The sequence below is a fragment of the Pseudomonas sp. GM33 genome, from assembly GCF_000282295.1.
GTDB lineage: Bacteria > Pseudomonadota > Gammaproteobacteria > Pseudomonadales > Pseudomonadaceae > Aquipseudomonas > Aquipseudomonas laurylsulfatiphila.
This window is the reverse complement of record NZ_AKJO01000182.1, coordinates 79,074-98,670: the sequence shown is the minus strand read 5'-3', so window position 1 is coordinate 98,670 and position 19,597 is coordinate 79,074. Positions and strand designations below refer to the sequence as shown.

General features: G+C 56.5%; 14 protein-coding genes. 9 read left to right on the top strand and 5 right to left on the bottom strand.

All coding sequences use genetic code 11. From position 1 onward, the window contains the following. Nucleotides 1–144 precede the first annotated feature (144 nt). The 4 genes from pqqF to PMI26_RS01645 all read right to left on the bottom strand — a co-directional run bounded on the left by pqqF (nt 145) and on the right by PMI26_RS01645 (nt 5,786). Nucleotides 145–2,574 (bottom strand): pyrroloquinoline quinone biosynthesis protein PqqF, encoded by a 2,430-nt coding sequence (pqqF, locus tag PMI26_RS01630; protein WP_007980304.1) that lies wholly within the window; start codon nt 2,572–2,574, stop codon nt 145–147. A 38-nt stretch (nt 2,575–2,612) separates the two neighbouring features. Next, nucleotides 2,613–3,407, bottom strand: coding sequence for a carbon-nitrogen hydrolase family protein (locus PMI26_RS01635; protein WP_007980302.1), 795 nt, complete (start codon nt 3,405–3,407; stop codon nt 2,613–2,615). Between the two features lie 12 nt (nt 3,408–3,419). Beyond that, nucleotides 3,420–5,102 carry a flavin monoamine oxidase family protein gene (locus PMI26_RS01640; protein WP_007980300.1) on the bottom strand — a complete coding sequence of 561 codons (1,683 nt, stop codon included), beginning with the start codon at nt 5,100–5,102 and terminating at the stop codon, nt 3,420–3,422. A 222-nt stretch (nt 5,103–5,324) separates the two neighbouring features. Then, on the bottom strand, nt 5,325–5,786 hold the full coding sequence (locus tag PMI26_RS01645; protein ID WP_007980298.1) for an Lrp/AsnC family transcriptional regulator: 462 nt from the start codon (nt 5,784–5,786) through the stop codon (nt 5,325–5,327). A gap of 185 nt (nt 5,787–5,971) precedes the next feature. On the opposite strand from PMI26_RS01645, the gene PMI26_RS01650 reads away from it, so the two are divergent. Together PMI26_RS01650 and PMI26_RS01655 are read left to right on the top strand one after the other, a co-directional pair. Next, nucleotides 5,972–8,326, top strand: a complete 2,355-nt coding sequence (locus tag PMI26_RS01650) for a glucose/quinate/shikimate family membrane-bound PQQ-dependent dehydrogenase (RefSeq protein ID WP_033048459.1) — start codon at nt 5,972–5,974, stop codon at nt 8,324–8,326. A 188-nt stretch (nt 8,327–8,514) separates the two neighbouring features. Beyond that, a complete protein-coding gene (locus tag PMI26_RS01655; protein WP_033048477.1) occupies nt 8,515–9,147 on the top strand; it encodes a peptidase M41 in 633 nt (210 codons plus the stop codon). Between the two features lie 94 nt (nt 9,148–9,241). Here the strand turns inward: PMI26_RS01655 and PMI26_RS01660 are convergent, their stop codons facing one another. Next, on the bottom strand, nt 9,242–9,541 hold the full coding sequence (locus PMI26_RS01660) for a DUF3077 domain-containing protein (RefSeq protein WP_007980291.1): 300 nt from the start codon (nt 9,539–9,541) through the stop codon (nt 9,242–9,244). A gap of 555 nt (nt 9,542–10,096) precedes the next feature. On the opposite strand from PMI26_RS01660, the gene PMI26_RS01665 reads away from it, so the two are divergent. From PMI26_RS01665 to PMI26_RS01695, 7 genes are all read left to right on the top strand, one after another. Beyond that, the gene (locus PMI26_RS01665) at nt 10,097–10,462 is read left to right on the top strand and encodes a type II toxin-antitoxin system RelE/ParE family toxin (RefSeq protein WP_007980289.1); all 366 of its coding nucleotides are present in this window, start codon (nt 10,097–10,099) and stop codon (nt 10,460–10,462) included. Next, nucleotides 10,455–10,760 carry an XRE family transcriptional regulator gene (locus tag PMI26_RS01670; RefSeq protein ID WP_007980287.1) on the top strand — a complete coding sequence of 102 codons (306 nt, stop codon included), beginning with the start codon at nt 10,455–10,457 and terminating at the stop codon, nt 10,758–10,760. Before PMI26_RS01665 ends, PMI26_RS01670 begins: the two co-directional genes overlap by 8 nt. Nucleotides 10,761–11,340: 580 nt before the next feature. Further along, a complete protein-coding gene (locus tag PMI26_RS01675) occupies nt 11,341–13,074 on the top strand; it encodes a hypothetical protein (RefSeq protein WP_007980285.1) in 1,734 nt (577 codons plus the stop codon). A 32-nt stretch (nt 13,075–13,106) separates the two neighbouring features. Further along, nucleotides 13,107–14,270: a patatin-like phospholipase family protein gene (locus PMI26_RS01680; RefSeq protein ID WP_007980283.1), complete on the top strand. Its 1,164-nt coding sequence runs from the start codon at nt 13,107–13,109 to the stop codon at nt 14,268–14,270. 57 nt (nt 14,271–14,327) lie between these two features. Further along, nucleotides 14,328–17,669, top strand: a complete 3,342-nt coding sequence (locus PMI26_RS01685) for a tetratricopeptide repeat protein (RefSeq protein ID WP_007980281.1) — start codon at nt 14,328–14,330, stop codon at nt 17,667–17,669. Nucleotides 17,670–17,843: 174 nt separating this feature from the next. Then, nucleotides 17,844–18,437 carry a hypothetical protein gene (locus PMI26_RS01690; protein ID WP_033048457.1) on the top strand — a complete coding sequence of 198 codons (594 nt, stop codon included), beginning with the start codon at nt 17,844–17,846 and terminating at the stop codon, nt 18,435–18,437. A gap of 267 nt (nt 18,438–18,704) precedes the next feature. After that, on the top strand, nt 18,705–19,322 hold the full coding sequence (locus PMI26_RS01695) for a recombinase family protein (protein WP_007980276.1): 618 nt from the start codon (nt 18,705–18,707) through the stop codon (nt 19,320–19,322). Nucleotides 19,323–19,597 lie beyond the last annotated feature (275 nt).

The following is a 19,597-nucleotide window of genomic DNA, read 5'->3' as shown; positions in this document are numbered from 1 at the left end:
TCAGGTAGGTGGGACAGCGCTATCTATAGGTTTAGTCCACCTCAGGTCAGAGATGTTCCAAATAGTTAGGTTGCTATGTTACTCAAAATTTCAAAGAAATTGCCCGTGAAACTTTGAGAAAGCTCCTTACCGCCCCGGTAATGATCATTTTGCCGCTTGCCATGGCGTGTCTGGGCTGGTGGAACTGGCCAGGCAGCGCCAGCCGCCCTCGGCCTGATTCAGGCGTTGGGCCGCCGCCAGTAGAGCGACCCGGTCAATTTGCAAAATGGCCTCGGGCAATTGCGTCAGATAATCCGACGAGCGGCCGCCCAGCTTGCCCTGCCAAAGCAATTCCGCAGCCTGGGCAGTGGGCAAGGCAGACTGGGAAAATTGCTTGGCCAAGGTCTGGCGCCCGGCGATGAACGCGTTGTCGTCGAGGGCATTGATCAGTATTGGCAAACCGCTGAGGAACTGCTCGATGTGTTGCAGCAGATCTGCCGGCACTACGTTCGGTGATTGCACGCCGAACAGTAATCCGGTTGTCCCGTGAATCTGGCGCAGGGCGCTGAACACCGCATAGCCCAGTTGCAACTCCACTCGCAGGCGCTGGTAGAACGGCGTCTGACAGAAGTGCGCAAGCAGACGCCACGCGGCTTCGTCGGCCAACTCCCCGGTTGCGGCAGGGCAAAACAGCAGCAGTGCGTGCTCGCTGGAGTCGCTGTCGACGGCGCTCCACAGACGTTGTGACGGGAGGGTTGGCGGCGGGGTCAATTGATTGTCCGGCGTGCCAGGTATACGGCTCAAGGCCAGGCCCATGGCCGCTTGAGTCTGGGCGGACAGGCCAATCGCCAGACCATCCCAGCGTGCACTCGACCAGAGTTGCTGCGCATCGTCCGTGTTCGCGGTGTGCGCAAGGCAGTGATCGGGCAATGCCTTGAGCAGCTGTCGAATGGGCATCAGTGCGACGCTCTCCGGCGCGGCTTGTGAGACGGCAGCGTCAGGTTGTGTCAGCTCTTTCAGCGCATGCTCCAGAACGGTGGGCATCGGCTCCTGCAGTCCGGTCATTTTCAGCAGCCATTCGTTGCCCGAGGCACTGAAGGAAACATCCACACCGGCCTGAAGTGCGTCTTCGCGCAACGATTGCAGGTTATTTTCCAGGCGTGATTGAAGGGCGCTGGCAGGACTCGAGTCCAGACGCCAGCGCAGATAAATCGCACCTTCCGCGCTGTTGTCCGGCAAGGCCTGGCTGAATTGCATCGGCGAACGTTCACGACGGCTGCGCGAGCGATCCTGGGCAAAGGTACGCAGGCCACGGTGGGCGCTGGTCTGGCCACGAATCAGTCCAGCGTTGGACGCGGGTGTTTCGGTGCGCAGGAACGGATTGGCTGCGGGTAACTGCCATGGGCCGCTGAAGTTATCCACAACGCCGATTTGAGTGAGGATTTGCTTGAGCGCTGTAACGCCTTGGCCAGATAACCCGACTTCGCGTTGTTCGCTGTCCAGCCGGGCCAATTGCAGGGCACTGCTGACCTGTTGCTGGCTCTGGCACAGGGTTGCGTATTCTTCGCGCAGTCGGGTCCAGTCCTGCCGGGCAAAAAAGCTTAGCCAGTCCATAAGGCGTTCGTGAATCCCTGTCGGCAACCCATTGGCCGGCAACGTGAACTCGAGATGCAGCAAGGCTTGACCGGCGAACTGGTACAGCGGCTGGGCTTTCAGGTGATCGGCCAGCCCGCGCTCGCGCAGGTCCGCCGACAAGCCACCGGGTTTTGCCGAACTCAGCCAGTTGCACAAGAATGCCAGCGCCTCGGCGCAAGGCTCGGGCAGCGATTCAAGGGCGAACAGCCAATCCAGTCGCCGTTCTTCAGCCTGTTGATAACTTCTTTTTGAGGTCGACATCAGTGGCACAGGAGCGTGTTGCTCAATGCTTTCTCCCTTGACGATGACGTTACCAAACGCTTCAGCCAGGGTCCTTAGCTCTTCGAGGCTTTGCGGTCCGGCCAGGCTCAACATCATCTGCCCGGTCTGGTAAAACCGCTGATAAAAATCCTGCAGGGCCTGCTGAAACTCGGGCTGCTCTACAGCCAGGGTGGCGCGATTGCCGGCATGAAAACCGCGAAGCGGATGTGCTTCTGCCAGTCCGTCGAACAGCGCAAATTGCTGCTGCGCTGCCGCATCCTGCGACCAGGCGACAAACTCCGCCTGCAGCACTTCCCGTTCCCGCTGCTGATCGTCCGGATTCATACGCGGATGGGCGAGCATGTCTGACAGACGCTCCAGCCCACCGGAAAATGCCTGGGGTGGCAGTTCGAAAAAGTAGTCCGTGGTGCGCTCGCTGGTGCGCGCGTTCATCTGGCCGCCATGACTCTGGACGTAGGCCATCAACCCTTGCCCGGCAGGAAAACGCTCAGTGCCCAGAAACAGCAGATGCTCAAGAAAGTGCGCCAGGCCCGGCCACGCCAGCGGCACATCATGGCTGCCCGCGGCGACCCGCAACGCTGCTGCGCAACGCTTCAGATTCGGGGCATGACGCAGCGTCACCCGCAAGCCGTTGGCCAGGGTTTCAGTGTGGGGGCGAGGGTGATTCAGCGCGGGCATGGGCACTTCCAGAACAGTGAAGTGCCAATGCTAGCGGATTAGGACTTGTTCAGCTCGCCGTAAAGCTCGGGACGACGATCGATCAGGTAGCGATTGGCGGCACGGGAATCGACCATCAATTGTCGATCCAGCTCACCGACAATCAGCGATTCATCCAGTCCCGCCTGAGCGATACGGCTGCCATCCGGCGCAGCAATGCTGCTCTGGCCGCAATAGTGGATGTCGCCTTCATGGCCACAGTAGTTGGCGTAAGCCACATAGCATTGGTTTTCGAAGGCGCGGGAACGCACGGTGACATCGGCGACGAAATCGAACGGAATCATGTTCGCGGTCGGCACCAGAATCAGCTCGGCGCCGCCCAGGGCCAGGCGTCGGGCGTTTTCCGGAAATTCCAGGTCGTAGCAGATCAGGAAACCGAGCTTCCAGCCGTTGAGCTCAACGATGGGAAACTCATCGGAACCTGCACTGAACATCGAGTGATCGAGGTCGCCGAACAAGTGCGTCTTGCGGTAGTTGCACACGCGCTCGCCATTGGCGTCGATCAACTGCACGGCGTTGTAGATCTGCCCGTCCTCGGTGCGCTCCGGGTAGCCATACAAGATGGCAATCCCGGCTGCCTTGGCAATGCGCGCGATCTGCTGCGCCGACTCACCGTTGTACACCTCCGCCAACACGCTGACGGCATCGACGCCGATGTTGTAGCCGGTCAGGAACATCTCCGGCAGCACCAGCAGGTCCGCGCCTTTTGCCTCCAGCGCCAGTTGTTGCAGGCGTTGCAGGTTGCCGGCGACATCCAGCGGCAACGGTGGACATTGGTAAAGGGCTACGCGCATTTCGGATTCCTCTTACTCGGGCAGGGCGATCGGTCCGATCTCGTTGAATACATCTCCTGGACCCGGATTCTCGGCGTGAGTTGCACCGCCGAAGTGTTTCATGATGCCCCACACCGCGTTGAGCGAGGTCTGTACTGCGCCTTCAACCCAGGCTGGCGTCCACGACACGTCGTCACCGGCAATGAAGATCCCGCGCTGTTCTGCCGGCATGTCGTCCTGCATGAAGTGCGCATACATGCGCTGGTTGTAGCGGTAGTGACCGGGCAGTGCGCCTTTGAACGCGCCGAGGAAATGCGGGTCGGCTTCCCAGGACACAGTGATCGGATCGCCAATGATCCGCGCGGCGATGTCGACTTTCGGGTAGATCTTCTTCAGTGCATCCAGCGCCAGTTTCACGCGTTTTTCCACCGGGTGCGGGAGCATTTTCAGCGCGTCGCTCATCCACGAGTACGACAGGCAAATCACCCCTGGCTTGTCGTCGCCGTTGTCGAACAGGTAGGTGCCACGGGTCAGGCGATCGGTGAGGGTCATGCTCATCAGGTCGCGGCCGGTTTCCGGATCCTTGTCCTTCCAGAACGGGCGGTCGACCATCACGAAGGTTTTCGACGATTGCATGTAGCGGGTGCGATCCAGGGCCATCCACATCTTTTGCGAGAACAGGGTTTCGTCGCATTCGATCTGGGTGGTCAGCAGCCAGCTCTGGCAGGTGGTCAACACGGCGGCGTATTCGCGGGTGTCGCCCCAGTTGTCGGTTACGGCGAAACGGCCGCCCGGCGCGTGGGCAATCTTCTTCACGCCGGTGCGTGGTGCGCCGCTGTGCAGGGAGCTGAGGCTGGTGCCGGCTGGCCAGTGTGCGCAACGCTCTGGCACATGGCGCCAGATGCCTTGTGGCACCTGTTCCACGCCGCCGACCACCAGGTGCTGGTGATCGTCGCAGTTGGTCATCACCACGCGGAAGATTTCCAGCATCGAATTCGGGAAGTCAGAGTCCCAGCCGCCGGTGCCGAAACCGACCTGGCCAAACACTTCGCGGTGATGGAACGACAGCTTGGCAAAGGCTTTGGACGTGGCGACGAAGTCATAGAAGGTGCGGTCGTCCCACAGCGGCACCAGGGTGTTCCACAGCTCCTTGAGGCGCGGCACGTCGCGGTCGCGAATGGCCTGCTGGATATCGGAGAACTGCGAGCCGGCTTCCAGGGCGTCGGCCCAGGCGTCAGCCACTTCCTGGAACAGCGCAGGAAGGTCCGACAGCTTCTGTGCGTAATGGGTCTGGCCTTCGAGATCGATCACCGTGCTGCCCGACGCAGGCGTCAGCGGGTTGGGGAACGGTTTGGTTTCCAGACCGAGCTTGTCGACGTAGTGATAGAACGCGGTGGACGACACCGGGAAGCGCATGCCACCCAGCTCAGCCACGATGCCTTCGGCGCCGTTGAACGCCTGGGAGCGCAGACGGCCACCCATTTTCGAGGCTTCGTAGACGACCGGTTTCAGCCCCAGCTTCATCAGCTCATACGCGGCCACCAGACCGGCAATCCCGCCGCCGACAATCGCCACTTCGGCACCGTGATTGTGCTCGGGAATGCTACCCAGCCCGGCCGGGTGTTCGATCCAGTCGTCGAAGGCGAAAGGAAAATCCGGGCCGAAAATGGTGATTGGTTTTTTACCGTCTGCAGGATGGCGATTGTTCTTGTTCATGGCTGACCTTGCTGGCGACCCGACGCGGAATGCGCATCTGAGTATAGGAAAAGATGCCGGCCATTTTAGAGAGCACAGAACACGTTAATAAGACGCAAAGTGTCGTCGTTTTGCCATTTGTTTGATCTGTATGACGATCTATCAATACACACTGACCACTGTGGGAGCGAGCTTGCTCGCGATAGCGCCAGTTCAGTCACCGATGAACCCAGGCCTGAAAAGTCAAACCGGCTGCCCCCGATCAATCTTGCTGCTCAAGATGATCGACGTCGTGGTCTTCTCCACCCCATCCACACTGCCAATCTGATCCAGCAACTGATCCAGCTGCTCCGGCGAGTCGGTGCGCAACCACGCCACATAATCAAATTCGCCACTCACCGCACACAACTGTTGTACCTGCGCCATCGCGCTCAGGCGGCGCAACACCTCCTTGCCGGAACGCGGTTGCACCGTGATCCCGACATACGCCTGCAACCCGCCGTCCACCACCCGCTGCCCGAGGCGCACGCCGTAGCCGGTGATCACTTTGGCCTTTTCCAGCCGCGCCAGGCGCGAGGTGACGGTGGTGCGGGCGATGCCCAATTGCCGGGCGAGCATGGCCACGCTCTCGCGGGCGTTGATCTGCAGGGCTGCAATCAACTGGCGGTCGATTTCGTCGAGAACGGGTGGGCGAGTGTCAGGCAAAGGGTTATCTCCAGCGGTATGGATCGGTGCGCAAGCATGTTACAGGCAGATTCTGTACGACGCTCGCGACGGATTCCTGATCAAGCCTCAGTACCGTTCATGACATTTCCGCCTGCGACAAATTGCCATAAGTAACCAGTTAGTACATTATTCCGCCCTTGTCACAAATGGGGAAAATGTCCGACATGAACAATTCTGGGGCTGCCGCCGGCAGCAAATGGTTGCTGGTGGGGCTGGGTGTGCTGATTGCACTGATCGGGCTCGGCCTGGCGGGTGGTGGCGGCTATCTGATTGCGCTGGGTGGCAGCTGGTATTTCCTGCTGATGGGCCTGGCGATGCTGGTGTCCGGCCTGTTGATTGCCCGTCGCAAGCCGCTGGGCGCCTGGCTGTATGGTGTGGCGCTGGTCCTCACCGCAATCTGGGCCCTGTGGGATGCGGGTCTTGAATACTGGCCGCTGGTCTCGCGGGTCCTGACCTTCGCCGTGATCGGTTTGGTGGTGGCGCTGATCTATCCGACCCTGGTCCGCGCATCGGGTGCGACCGGCGGGCGTGGTGCCTACGGTCTGGCCGGCATTCTGGGTGTGGGCGTTGTAGCGACGATGGCCTACATGTTCGTGCCGACCCACGTGGTCAAGGCCTCCGTTGAACCTGCGGTTTCGCCGGTCACTCCGGGCGCCGAACAGAAAGACTGGGCGCACTGGGGCAACACCACCGCCGGCAATCGCTTTGCCGCGCTGGACCAGATCAACAAGGCAAACATCGACAAGTTGCAGGTCGCCTGGACCTTCCGCACCGGCGATATCCCGCAAAGTACCGGGGCCGGCGCCGAAGACCAGAACACCCCGCTGCAAATCGGTGACACGGTCTACACCTGCACCGCCTATGGCAAAGTCTTCGCCCTGGATGCCGACACCGGCGCCCAGCGCTGGAAGTTCGACCCGCAAGGCACCGCGCCCAATTGGCAGCGCTGCCGTGGCCTGGGCTATTCCGAAACCCCGGCGTCTTCGGACAATCAGCCAACCGCCTGTACCAAACGTCTGTTTCTGCCGACCGGCGATGCCCGTCTGATCGCCATCAACGCCGACACCGGCAAGCCCTGCGAAGAGTTCGGCAACAAAGGCACCGTCGACCTGACCACCGATATGGGCGAAGTGAAGCCCGGTTACTACCAGCAAACCTCGACCCCATTGGTCGCAGGGGACGTGGTGATCGTTGGCGGCCGCGTGGCCGACAACTACTCCACCGGCGAACCGCCGGGCGTGGTGCGAGCCTACGACGTGCGCAGCGGCGAACTGGTGTGGGCGTGGGATCCGGGCAATCCGAACACCAGCAAACGTCCGCCGGCCGGTGAGACCTACACCCGTGGTACGCCGAACGTGTGGTCGGCCATGTCCTACGACGCCAAACTCGGTCTGGTCTACCTGCCGACCGGCAACGCAACGCCAGACTTCTTTGGCGGTCAACGCACCGAGTTCGACGACAAGTGGAGCTCGTCCATCGTTGCCATCGACGTGAAAACCGGTCAGGTGCGCTGGCACTTCCAGACCACTCACCACGACCTGTGGGACTTCGACCTGCCGGCGCAACCGCTGCTGTACGACGTGCCGGACGACAAGGGCGGCACCCAGCCAGCCCTGGCGCAAGTCACCAAACAGGGCGAGATCTTCCTGCTCAACCGCGAAACCGGCGTGCCGATTGCCCGAGTCGAAGAGCGCCTGGTGCCACAAGGCAAGGTTCCCGGCGAACGCTATTCACCAACCCAACCGTTCTCGGTCGACATGCCGTCAATCGGCAACAAGACCCTGACCGAATCCGACATGTGGGGCGCCACGCCGTTTGACCAGTTGATGTGCCGCATCCAGTTCAAGGGCATGCGCCACGAAGGCGTCTACACCCCGCCGGGCATGGACCGCGCCCTGCAATTCCCGGGCTCGCTGGGCGGCATGAACTGGGGCAGTGTCTCGGTCGATCCGAACACGAACTACATGTTCGTCAACGACATGCGCCTGGGCCTGGCCAACTACATGATCCCGCGCGACAAGATCAAAGCCGGGGCCAGCGGTATCGAAATGGGCGTGGTGCCGCAGGAAGGCACGCCGTTCGGCGCCATGCGCGAGCGCTTCCTCTCGGCGGTTGGCATTCCGTGCCAGAAACCACCGTTCGGCACCATGTCCGCCATCGACCTCAAGACCCACAAACTGATGTGGCAAGTCCCGGTCGGCACCGTACAGGACACCGGCCCGCTGGGCATCCGCATGCACCTGCCGATCCCGATCGGCATGCCCACCCTCGGCGCATCGCTCGCCACCCAGTCGGGCCTGCTGTTCTTCGCCGGCACCCAGGACTTCTACCTGCGCGCCTTCGACACCGGCAACGGCAACGAAATCTGGAAATCGCGCTTGCCGGTCGGCAGCCAGTCCGGGCCGATGACCTACGTATCACCGAAAACCGGCAGGCAGTACATCCTGCTGACGGTGGGCGGTGCGCGTCAGTCGACGGATCGTGGGGATTATGTGATTGCCTACGCTTTGCCCAAATAAGGTGACGTAGGAGCGAGCTTGCTCGCGATGGACGTTAACGATAACGCGTGCTGTCTGAATGGACGCGGCGCGTTCAAGTCCATCGCGAGCAAGCTCGCTCCTACATTGTTGATTGTGCGGGGCAACAGGATGGACAGCGACCGTCACTCGTAGTCGAATGCGAGAACGAAGGATCCGAGACAATGGACATGACGACGAACCTGCCTGCCGCTGTACGCGACCGCGCATTGCAGATCGCTCATCACGAAATGGGGCACTACGTGGTGGCCCGCGCCCTGGGCTTTGAAACGGGCGGCGTGACCCTGACCGTGACCAGGGATTTGCGACACCAGGGCGGGGCCTCCATTACCCTGGTGCGGCCAATTTCGTCGATAGATGCCATGAAGGAACATCTGGAAGCCCGGATGATGGTGCTCCTGGCGGGCGCTATGGCGCAGACACTCGCTTCAAAATCTTCAACCGCAAAACACGTCGACAAGCTCAAAGCCACCGCCATCCTCAAAGGCGAGCAGGGGGCGGAACAGGACTACGCAAAAATCAGGGAGCTTCAGCATCTGCTGCGCAACATCGTCTACCCCGATACCGATCCAGCGTCGAACGAGCGCATAACGGCGGAGCTTAAAGCGATGACTGATCGGGTGTGGGGTCGGACGCAAAAAATCATCGAGGATCAGGCCGAGACGATTGCCGAATTGGCAGGGGCGCTGGTGGACGGTATGGCTCTTGTGGAGCAATGGGGGCGGGCGGCGGATACGTATGAGGTGGTGTTCACCGGGCCGATGCTGGAGCGGTTGCGGGCAGTGCAGGCCATTCCTCCGTGATGTGTTTGGACTGATGAGCCGAAAAATCTGGCTCTATCAGTCCCAAAAAGGGAACGCTCGGTCCCTTTTTAGGAATTTTCAGGCTCTGTTTATTCTATTGATCTGCTTGCGCTCTCGTTTGAGCAGGTCTGCGCGTCAACACCTTCACCACATCATCAATCACCGCTTTGCTCATCGTCGTCAGGTAATGCGCGGCCCAGGCGTGGCGGTCGGAGTCTTGGGTGTAGGCAGCGTCCACGGTGAGGGACTTTGCGAGGAACAGCAGGTCGGAGGCTTGGGCCAGGGCGTCGGCGATGGGGACGTCTCGACAGACGTGGAACAGTGGCTGATTCGAGAGAAACAGGAAGGGGGTGAAGCCAATGGTTTTCAGTTCTGAAGGTGCGGATGTGCTCATGTTCAAACTCCTAATTTTTTAAGGAGCTGTCACATTCGTTTCCAAGCGAATGGGTGGCAGCTGTGCGCAGGTTGGAAAACCGGGAAACTAGGAAACCGGCACGCCCAGGGACGTCCCACGCACAGCCGCCATAACTCGAAATTGAGGTGGGCAATCTGTTGCGTCTAATTTCGTCGGGTTTCCAAGCCCGGTCGCTGATTTGTCAGCGACACCGGAGACTATCCCGTCAAAGAAAAGCGCAACAAGGCGGCAAAGTGCCCAACAGCAAGATTCGGAGTTTGCCTACAAGGTCCTAAGGCGTCATCCGATATTTCGACACCCTCAGTAAACGAAGACTGGCGCGACGAGCGATTTTCCAGGCCGGTGCATCCTTTGAGTCGTCGAGCCAAACGCCTGGTGCCCGCGTTGTCATGAGGGCACCAAGCAATGGGCGAAACGACAACCCCCCACCAGTAACCGTCGTTAACAATTGACAGGGGAATCAGGGTGGTTGGGCACCGCTGAAGCTCATACATTTATTCCTTTGAGGTTATATTCCTTTGGTGGCATATTTGTATGAAATGGGACGTCGAATACACGGATGAATTTGAGGCCTGGTGGGATCGCCTGAACGAGGCCGAACAGGACTCGGTTCAGGCCACGGTGATGTTGCTGGGCGAGGATGGCCCACACTTGGGTTTTCCACATACCAGCGATATCAAGGGTTCACGGCATGGCAACCTGCGTGAGTTAAGGGTGCAGCACGCTGGCAGGCCGTACCGTGTGCTGTACGCGTTTGATCCACGGCGCAGCGCGATCCTGCTGATTGGCGGTGATAAAACCGGCCAGGAACGTTGGTATGCGGAACACGTGCCACTGGCCGAGCGTATCTACGACGAGCACTTGGAAACATTGATGAAAGAGGGCTATGACAATGGCTAAAAAATTTGCTGATTTGGTGGCACGTCGCTCTCCAGAGTCTCAAGCGCGTGTCGAGGCTTTGCATCAGAAGCTACGAGCTCAAATGCCGTTGCACGAGTTGCGCCAGGCGCAAGCGTTGAGTCAGGACACACTAGCCAGGACACTGCATGTCAACCAGGCGGCGATCTCCAAGATGGAGCGGCGAACGGACATGTACATCAGTACTTTGCGCAACTACATCCGCGCCATGGGGGGCGAGCTGGAAATCATCGCCACTTTCCCCGAGGGCCAGGTGAAGATCGAGAACTTTGCCAGCTGAACGACTAACAAATGGCTCTACTGTTTCGGTCTATCCAGACACGCAAAAGCCGCGCAATGCGCGGCTTTCTTGTTTGGTGGGCCCACACGGACTTGAACCGTGGACCAAAGGATTATGAGTCGCCGACTGATGTACCGAGGTCAGTAAAGTCTAGGCTAGGTACAGGAAGGGTACAATATCTTTAACTAGTTGATTACATGTAGGTTTGGCTAGTTTTCGCTAGTTGGGTAATGCTGGGCACTGTACCGCTGCTGTACCTTCTCATGGAATTGGAGCATTGGTCTGGGGCGCTTAAACGTTAATCTACCTGATCTACCTGATCTACCTGATCAAGTTGGTCCAGCTGGCAACAGGTATGGGAAGTTGGAGTGTCAGCGATTTTGTTCGATTGAAAAATAGTGATGGCTTTTCGCTATATTTTTCGGTAATTACTGCCATTGGCGGTATGCTGGCACTCTTTACGCCAAGGTGCATTGAAGTCAGCCTTGTTTTTACGGGTTTCAGTCCCTCGGTCTGTTTCGGAGCCGACAGTTGACCCTATGTACTAGGTACTTTCCAGTTGATAAATGATTTCGCCGGTATGCCCCATCGCCTTTCCATCGTCATCGGTGTCACCGGGCATCGCGACCTTCTAGCGCAAGACACCGCACGGATCGAACGCCAGTTCCGCGAGCTGATTGCGGGATTGGTTCGGCAATACCCCGACGTCGTCCTGCGTGTGATCACCGGCCTAGCCGAAGGTGCTGATCAATTGATCGCCAAGACCGCCCTGGCACTTTGCAAGGAAGGCTTGTCGATACAGCCGGTGGCGGTTTATCCAATGCCGCTAACGCAATACCGCGAGGACTTCCACGGCGTGGCACTGGAGGCCTTCGAGGCACTCCACGCACAGTTCATGGCACTCCAGCTGCCGGTAATGGAACTGCCGATGGTGAGCGAGCGTCAGCAGGCCTATGCCAACCTGGGCGACTACCTGCTGAATAAGTCCGACATGCTTGTGGTGATCTGGGATGGCAACTTGTCGGCCAATCACGGCGCGCTGCCTAAGCCCGGTGGCACGGAGTACATCACCTTGCAGGCGCTCGAGCCGCTGGGCCTGCTTGCTCGTACCTGCGAATCTGCCGGCCAACTGCACAGCGATATCAGCAGCTACCTGCACGACACCAGCACTATGCCGGTGTACCGAATCAGCGCCAACCGCCGGTCTGCCAGTGCCGCGGATGAGCGCTGCGGTTACATCCTCAGTGCCAGCGCCGAGGGCATTAGTGTTACCGACCAGCCACCGGCCCGCACCACCGAACATCTGCGTGAATTGAACCGCTCCAGTCGAGCCCTTGCCGAAAACAACGACAGCCAGGGCTATTGGCCATGCGATGACCAGCCGTACTACAGCGAGCGCTGCGCCAACCTAAATTCGATCGCAGAGTACTTCAAGCGTTTCGACGGGCTGGCAAATGCGATGCAGCGCAAGACCGCCCGTACCCACCGGGCGGTGGCCGGGCTGACGCTGCTACTGACCAGCGTGTTTTTGTTCTACGCAAAAATTCTCCCGGTGCCGTGGGTACTGGCGGGGTATGTCTGCCTGTTCGTGCTGTCACTGCTCTGGTACCTGCGGGTCAAGCCCAACCAGACCAAGTTCCGCTATGCCTTCTACCGCGCCGTTTCCGAGTCCTTGCGCATTGAGTTTTTCTGGCAGGCGCTGGGACTGGTTGATCCGCAGGGCAATGCTTCACTGGCCCAACGCCTGCCCGGCCAAGGCCTCGATAAACGCCGCACGATCGTCTCACTGATCAGGCAGGCCTCGTGGGGCGGCAACAATGTCGGCGCCCATACCTTCGACAGCAGTAAAGTGCTCCACGACTGGATTGCTGCACAGCGTGCGTACTACCAGAAAGCTAGGCACCGCCTACACGAAAAGCACGAGAAAATCGAGCGTGTGGTAAAGGCGACTATCTGCATTCCGGTGGTTCTCTGCGTGTTGTTGCTGTGCTTCTACTCCTTCTTCAAACACACCACCTTACCCGGGCTGGAGCTGGTCTGGAAAGATCTGATTGTCTTTGCCATCGGCTGGATTCCGGTCATTGGGGCGGTGCTGGAGCTACACGCCAACAACACCTCGATCAAAGAACTACATGCCCAGTACCAGGCGACCGAGCATTACCTTGAGCGAGTGGAGGCACTTCTGGCGAGCCCGCAGGCAGTGGACATGAGCCCGGCGATTTTCGAAGTGGTCGGGGTCGAGCTGTCCCGTGAGCACATGCAATGGCTTGCTACCACCGAACGCAAGGCAATAGTCCCGGCCCATGGCGGTTAATCGATAATCGAGAACACAGAAGGAAGCCTGTAGTGAGTTCAGCCATTCAGGGCATTGTGCGCAGTGAGGGCAAGAAACGCCTGCTGACAATCGACGGCGGTGGTATTCGTGGGGTGATCGCGGTGGAGATTCTCGCCGAGATCGAGCGCCTGCTCCGCTTGGGCACAGGTAATCCACAGATGCGTTTGTCCGACTGGTTCCACTTCATCTCCGGCTGTAGCACTGGTGCGATTCTGGCTGCTGGGTTGTCACTGGGCATGGAAGTGGCAGAGTTGCGCGACCTATACAGTGAGTCAGGCCAGCGGATGTTTCAACGCGCGGGCTGGTGGCGGCGCTTAGGCTTTCATCGCTATGTTCACAATGAACTCGAGCGCCTGATGAAAGAGCGCTTCGGTGAACACACCACGCTGGGCTCTGATCGACTGAAGACGCTGCTGATGGTTGTGCTCAAGAACGCCACGACTGACTCGCCCTGGTTGCTTACCAACAACCCCTATGCACAGTTCAACCAGCCGGGCCCGGGGTGCAACCTGGACCTGCCACTGTGGCGTATCGTCCGGGCCAGCACCGCCGCGCCGACTTTCTTCGCTCCCGAAACCATCCATTTTCCGGGAATGAAAAAGCCCTTTGTGTTCATCGACGGAGGTCTTACGCCCTATAACAACCCCGGCTTCATCAGCTACCTTAATGCCACGTTACCGGCTTATCGCATGGGCTGGAAATCTGGTGAAGACGACATGTTGGTAGTGTCGGTGGGGACCGGCCTGCATCCGGCGTCGGCACCAGACCTCACGCCCGCACGGATGAACCTACTCTACACCGCAACTTCTACACCGGCGGCCTTGATGTTCGCTTCGGCCAACCAGCAAGACATGCTGTGCCGGGCGCTTGGCAAATGCGTGGCTGGCGATCCATTAGACAGCGAGTTGGGCGATATGATCGGTGCCCAGCGCGGTGCAATACCTGAGCCTTGCTTCACCTATGCGCGCTACAACGTTGATTTGACTGGTCAAGGCTTGGCATCCATCGGTTGTGACGAGTTAATCGGCCGAGACTTGCATCGCCTTGATGCCATCGACCTGATTCATGACATGCAGGCAGTCGGTCGCGCTGTGGCCAAAAGCCGGGTCCGCCTCGAGCATCTCGAACGCTTTATCGAGCGGTCGACATCGCACGAACAACGTCAGGCGTGCTGAGAAAGCCTTCTACCTGGGTACTTAATTAAGTTACGGAAAATAGACAGGGACGTCCACGTGCCAAACAACGCCATAGATTCCACTCGTGAGATTCGGGTTTTTCTGTCCTCCACCTTCAAGGACATGCAGGTAGAGCGTGATTACCTTCTCAAGCATGTATTTCCCGAAGTTCGAGAGCGCTGTACCGAGCGCGGCGTTGGCTTCACCGAGATAGATCTGCGCTGGGGGGTTACCGAGGAGGAAGCCAAAAATGGCACTACGATCGCGATCTGTCTTAGTGAGATAGACCGTTGTCGTGGCTTTCCGCCCTTTTTCATCGGATTCTTAGGCGAACGATATGGCTGGGTTCCGAGCCGCGAAGACTTGGCTTGCTATTTAGAACGCAGGGATCTAAATGAGTATGCCGCTGAGATCGAGATGGCACTTGAGTCCGGTATCAGCGTCACTGAGCTTGAGTTTCAGTATGCACTCCAAGGCCAGCGGCAGGACCAAATCGAAGCCCTGTTCTATCTACGAAGCCCGGAATTAACGCAAGCGCTTTTTCAGCAATCTGAAGCTAAGCAAAAGAGCGACTTCTATGATGCCGCCGATGGGAGAATGGACGCTCTCAAGCAGCGTCTACGTAAAAGCCCTCTGCTTGAGATCGACAACTACGCATCTATAGAGGTATTTGGGGAGTCGATTAAAGACCAACTGTTGGCCGAACTAGCTCGCCGTTATCCACAAAGCGAAAGCGCAGACCCCTGCTCTCAACTTCGTCGCCCACACATAAATTTTGCCCGCACACGCCTAACTTGCTATGTGCCTCTAGCCAATGCCCGACGAGACATTCTCGACTATTGCCGCAAGCGGCTGTGCATGGAAGAAAAACGCAATTGCCTGATTCAGGGTGAGTCGGGACTAGGCAAGAGTGCATTAATAGCCGACTTGGCACGCTACCTGCCAACGCAAATTGAGGGGGCTGAAGTAATCGACTATTACGTTGGTGCTGATGGTCAACGCAGCATTGAGCAGTGGCGCGATGAATTACTTGTACTCCTGACAGGCTCGCAGGCTAAGTCTGTGCAAGACACTAAGAACGCTCAGGAAATGGATCGCTGGCAGTTTTTGGAGGCCCAACTACATGAGACCTCCAAAAGTCGCGAAGGCAGAACACTGATTCTGCTTTTAGATGCGCTCAACCAAGCTGTGGACGTCGCGGTGGCACTGCATCAACTGCGACAGCTGTCGCTACCCCAGGGAGTCATTCTGATCCTGTCTGCGACACCCGAGGTAGAGACGAATAAAGAGGATGTCTGGACCTATCCGCTTGGGATACCAGATATCACTCAGCTACGGGACATGATCGGTGCATATACCCATAACTACCGTAAAGCATTGGCGCCCGACTTGGTGGAGCGAATAGCTGGAGCTTCGGCTGCGACATTGCCCCTTTATCTGAGGGTGGTCTTGGAGCAACTACGAGTGCGCGCTGTTCATGAAAACTTGCGACAAGACCTCGAAGCGCTCCTGCAATACGCCAGTGTTGGTGATCTGTTCCAGCACCTGCTCGAAACCTGGGATCGGGACTTCTGCGATAGCCTACATCCCAAGCCGGTCAGCCGCCTAGCGGGCCTGCTGGCGGTGTCCAGGGTCGGCTTGTCGGAGGAGCAACTTGGCGAGCTTATGGCTTCTGAAACGGACCCAGATGATTGCCAATCTGGTAGGCCTCGCCTATCCCGCCAACTGTTGAGCCAGCTGCTTGCAGTGCTGCGTCCCTACCTGCTGCGAAATGCAGGGCGCGAGCAATTAATGCACAGCGCACTGCAATCTACAGTACTAAATTATTGCGAGGAAAAATCGCTAAGAAAAATATTAATAAATGGTTGCGCGAGCGAAAGAGACTGGAGTGTAACTGAGCGAATTTACCAGCACTCTTTGTTATCTTTGCATGAGTTCAAGTCTGGTTCTAAACAGGGTCTGGTAACAGAGCTGTCTCTTCCGGAGAATCTAAAAAAATGCTACAGAACCGATCAGGGTACTCTCCGGCTCGCATTACAAGCTATTGGGGCTGGTGAGTCAGAACTCAATCGCCATACCGAAGCCCTTGTTAACGGCTGGCTGGAAAAATTCAGCTTGTCCGACGATCTTGCACTAAATAGAGAAATAACATCAAATCTCTTAGATAACTCATATCTAAATGTTGGGGTGGCTTGGGCTGAGCAGATTTTGAAGTCGTCAAAAAGAGCTTGCCCCGCAGGGCATCCAAGCATAATCATCGATCTTGTTAACTTAGCAGTTGGTTACCGTGCCTTAGGCAGGTTGGCGGAAGCTGAGATCAAGTCTCAGGAAGCTTTGGAGGCCTGTCGTAAGAGTTTGCCAGAGGGAGATCTCAATATAGCTGTCGCACTTAGCTGTATGGCAGATATTTTTCGAGATCAAAATCGTCTGAACGAGGCCGGGCCACTGTATCAAGAGGCGCTGGCTATATACTTGAAGTTATTGCCAGTAACGCACTTTCGAATAGCGAAAACTATTAGTGATCTTGCAGGGTTTTATATAAGCTTAAAGCAGTTTGACAGTGCAGAAGATTTGCTTCAAGTAACATTGACGATGCTTCGTAAATCGTTGCCAGAAGGTCACCCTGATATTGCAAGGACTCTTGTTAGTCTTGCAGTAGCTTACCTTCATAGCCGTCGCCTAAGCGAGGCTGAGGCCTCGGTTTTGGATGCGCTGGCGATTCGCCGCAAGACTTTGCCTGTGGGGCATCCTGAGAATGCACAATGCATTAAACTTCTTGCTGAAACTTATCGCGCCCAAGGTAGGCTGGATGACGCTGATGCTATGAATTCGATTGCTTTAGGCGTCTATTCTGCAGCGCTACCTGAAAAGCATTGGAAGGTGCAAAAGATAAGGTCGGAAATTTTAATTAGAGTTATTGAACCAATGTCGTCGAGTCGGACTGTTGGGAAATACGCAAGGCTTCAGAGTAATGTAGTTGCTCGTCGTAAAACTCTGCCAGAAGAGCATCCGGGTATCGCAGATGCTCTTTTCGACCTGGCCGATGAATATAATGGAGATAAATTAATAAAAGACGCAGAGCCCCTGTATCTGGAAGCTTTGAGTATTTATCGAAAGGCCTTTACTAAAGGGGATCCAAGTATAGGAATTAGAATTGCTAAAGTTGCTGATTTTTACATTAATAACGGTGTTTTCAATAAAGCTGAGCCGTTATATCTTGAATCCCTTAAGGTGCTCAATAAGAATCTGCCTGCCGGACATCCAGAAATTCTTGCGTGTATAGACCATATTTTGACCATGTATCTGCGCCAAGTATTTTTATTTTTCAAATCGCCGCTATTGGCATTTAAAGCAGGGTGGGCGGCTGTCAGAGTATTATTTGTATGTGTAGTGAAATAAAATACTGTGTAAAGCTGTATTGAGGTGGCTATTGCTATTGTCGTGAAAAATAACGAAGAGCATGCTCCTGCTTTTGTTGTCGGTTTTTTTGATATTTGGTTTGAGGCTTATGCCAAATTTATCTAGTCTAAAGGCAGGAGATGATGTGGTGATTTTTATTAATGGGGTGGTATTTTGAAAAACATGTTGAGATTGGTAAAGCTATTTTTTATCCCGGTAGCTTTTTTTAATGCTCTCGGGGGAGTTGTCTCAATTATTTGGCTTGTCACACTTGGGGAGTGGCGGCAAGTTGGGCTAGGCCTGCTGCTTTTGTTCACGCTTGGGTTTATGATGGCCAAGCTTCTGGCTCCGGAGAAATTGATTCCTTATGCTGCGGTATCTCCCAATAAAAAAAGTAGATTAAGGCTGTATTTGTTAGGGGGGGGACATTCCTTAGTCATGACGGTTTGGTGTTGGTTTGTTTTGATTTTTTTTGCTAAGCACTATGCTTCTGAGTCAGCGGTGCCCATGCTCATATGGTCTTATACTGTGGCATTCTCAACAATTTGCTACCGACAAGAAGGGGTAATAAAATCATGCGGCTGGCATGCTTTTCTTCCTGTGGTTTGCACCCAGATTTCATATTTGGCGGCTATCGCCATGATATATTTCACCGACTCAAGCCTGTTTTCTGCTCTGGTCATGATTTTGGTTGGCTCTACTTTCGGTGTTTGTCTTCTTGTAAATTCACCGCTAAATCAACCGCCGGAAGAGTATATGGTAGACTAAAGAGTATTATTTGTTGTTCGAGATCAAGGCGAAGTTATAGGGGCGGGCTGCGCGCTGCTTTGACAGCGTAGTTATTAAGGTTCATTCATTATCGACCTGCGTCTCAGTATTCCATAATAGTTTAATCGGTATGCTGGGTCGCTCGTGTTTTTGGGGTATGCCTATCTAGATACGGGAAAATTTCGCCTTTTCAGCCTTTTCGCTTGATAAGTAACACCCAAAGTGAAAGAGTGTTAGGATAACACCCTAACTGATACAGGCCCCATTATGTTCATCCGCGCATACCTCCGAGCATCGACCGAAGAGCAAGACGCTGGCCGCGCCCGTGCTTCGCTCGAGCAATTCACAACCGACCACAACAAGGTCATTGCGAGCGTGTATCTGGAAAATGCCAGCGGCGCCGCGGTAGACCGCCCCGAACTTCTCCGGCTGCTCAAGGATGCGCGGAAGGGTGATGTGCTGCTGGTGGAGTCGATAGACCGGCTCTCCCGCCTTCCAGTAGAGGATTGGCAGAAGCTCAAGGCCGCGATTGACTCCAAAGGCCTGCGCATCGTCGCGCTCGATCTGCCGACCAGTCACCAGGGAATGCATGACACGAAGGGCGACGAGTTTACCGGGCGGATGCTGGGCGCTATCAACTCGATGCTGGTGGAAATGATGGCCGCCATTGCGCGCAAGGATTACGAGCAGCGCCGCGAGCGCCAGGCCCAAGGTATCGAGAAGGCCAAAGCTGCCGGTAAATATCAGGGCCGGCCTGTAGATGAAGATCTGCACAAGCGCGTTACTGAGCTACTAGGTGCTGGGCTGGGCATCCGCGCAACAGCCAGGCACGCCAACTGCTCAACCACAACAGTCCTCAGGATCAGGGACTTGGCCAGCGCCTGAAAGCACCAAAAAACGGCTTTACGGTTAGAATCATAGCGGAGCGTCATGACGACTGGGTAATTGCACTTCACTTGCCCACCCGTGTGCATCGAAAGTGACCAGCGAACTTCGTAATCATGACTGGCAGAGAACGGCCGATTGTGTTGAAAAAGTCGGCCATGGTTTCCGCGGCAGAAAAGTACGCGCTTGAGATTGAAATCCTTACTTTGAGCAGAGGATTCCGGGCTCAGATTTCGCGTAGCTGCGCGCAAAAAATACATTTTCAGCTGTTAGTA

What these genes read in the sequence shown, in the direction of transcription:
- PMI26_RS01675 (WP_007980285.1), top strand. Translation starts at nt 11,341, where the DNA reads ATGCCCCATCGCCTTTCCATCGTCATCGGTGTCACCGGGCATCGCGAC.
- PMI26_RS01670 (WP_007980287.1), top strand. Translation starts at nt 10,455, where the DNA reads ATGGCTAAAAAATTTGCTGATTTGGTGGCACGTCGCTCTCCAGAGTCT.
- PMI26_RS01635 (WP_007980302.1), bottom strand. Translation starts at nt 3,407, where the DNA reads ATGCGCGTAGCCCTTTACCAATGTCCACCGTTGCCGCTGGATGTCGCC.
- PMI26_RS01650 (WP_033048459.1), top strand. Translation starts at nt 5,972, where the DNA reads ATGAACAATTCTGGGGCTGCCGCCGGCAGCAAATGGTTGCTGGTGGGG.
- PMI26_RS01655 (WP_033048477.1), top strand. Translation starts at nt 8,515, where the DNA reads ATGACGACGAACCTGCCTGCCGCTGTACGCGACCGCGCATTGCAGATC.
- PMI26_RS01640 (WP_007980300.1), bottom strand. Translation starts at nt 5,102, where the DNA reads ATGAACAAGAACAATCGCCATCCTGCAGACGGTAAAAAACCAATCACC.
- pqqF (WP_007980304.1), bottom strand. Translation starts at nt 2,574, where the DNA reads ATGCCCGCGCTGAATCACCCTCGCCCCCACACTGAAACCCTGGCCAAC.
- PMI26_RS01695 (WP_007980276.1), top strand. Translation starts at nt 18,705, where the DNA reads ATGTTCATCCGCGCATACCTCCGAGCATCGACCGAAGAGCAAGACGCT.
- PMI26_RS01660 (WP_007980291.1), bottom strand. Translation starts at nt 9,541, where the DNA reads ATGAGCACATCCGCACCTTCAGAACTGAAAACCATTGGCTTCACCCCC.
- PMI26_RS01665 (WP_007980289.1), top strand. Translation starts at nt 10,097, where the DNA reads ATGAAATGGGACGTCGAATACACGGATGAATTTGAGGCCTGGTGGGAT.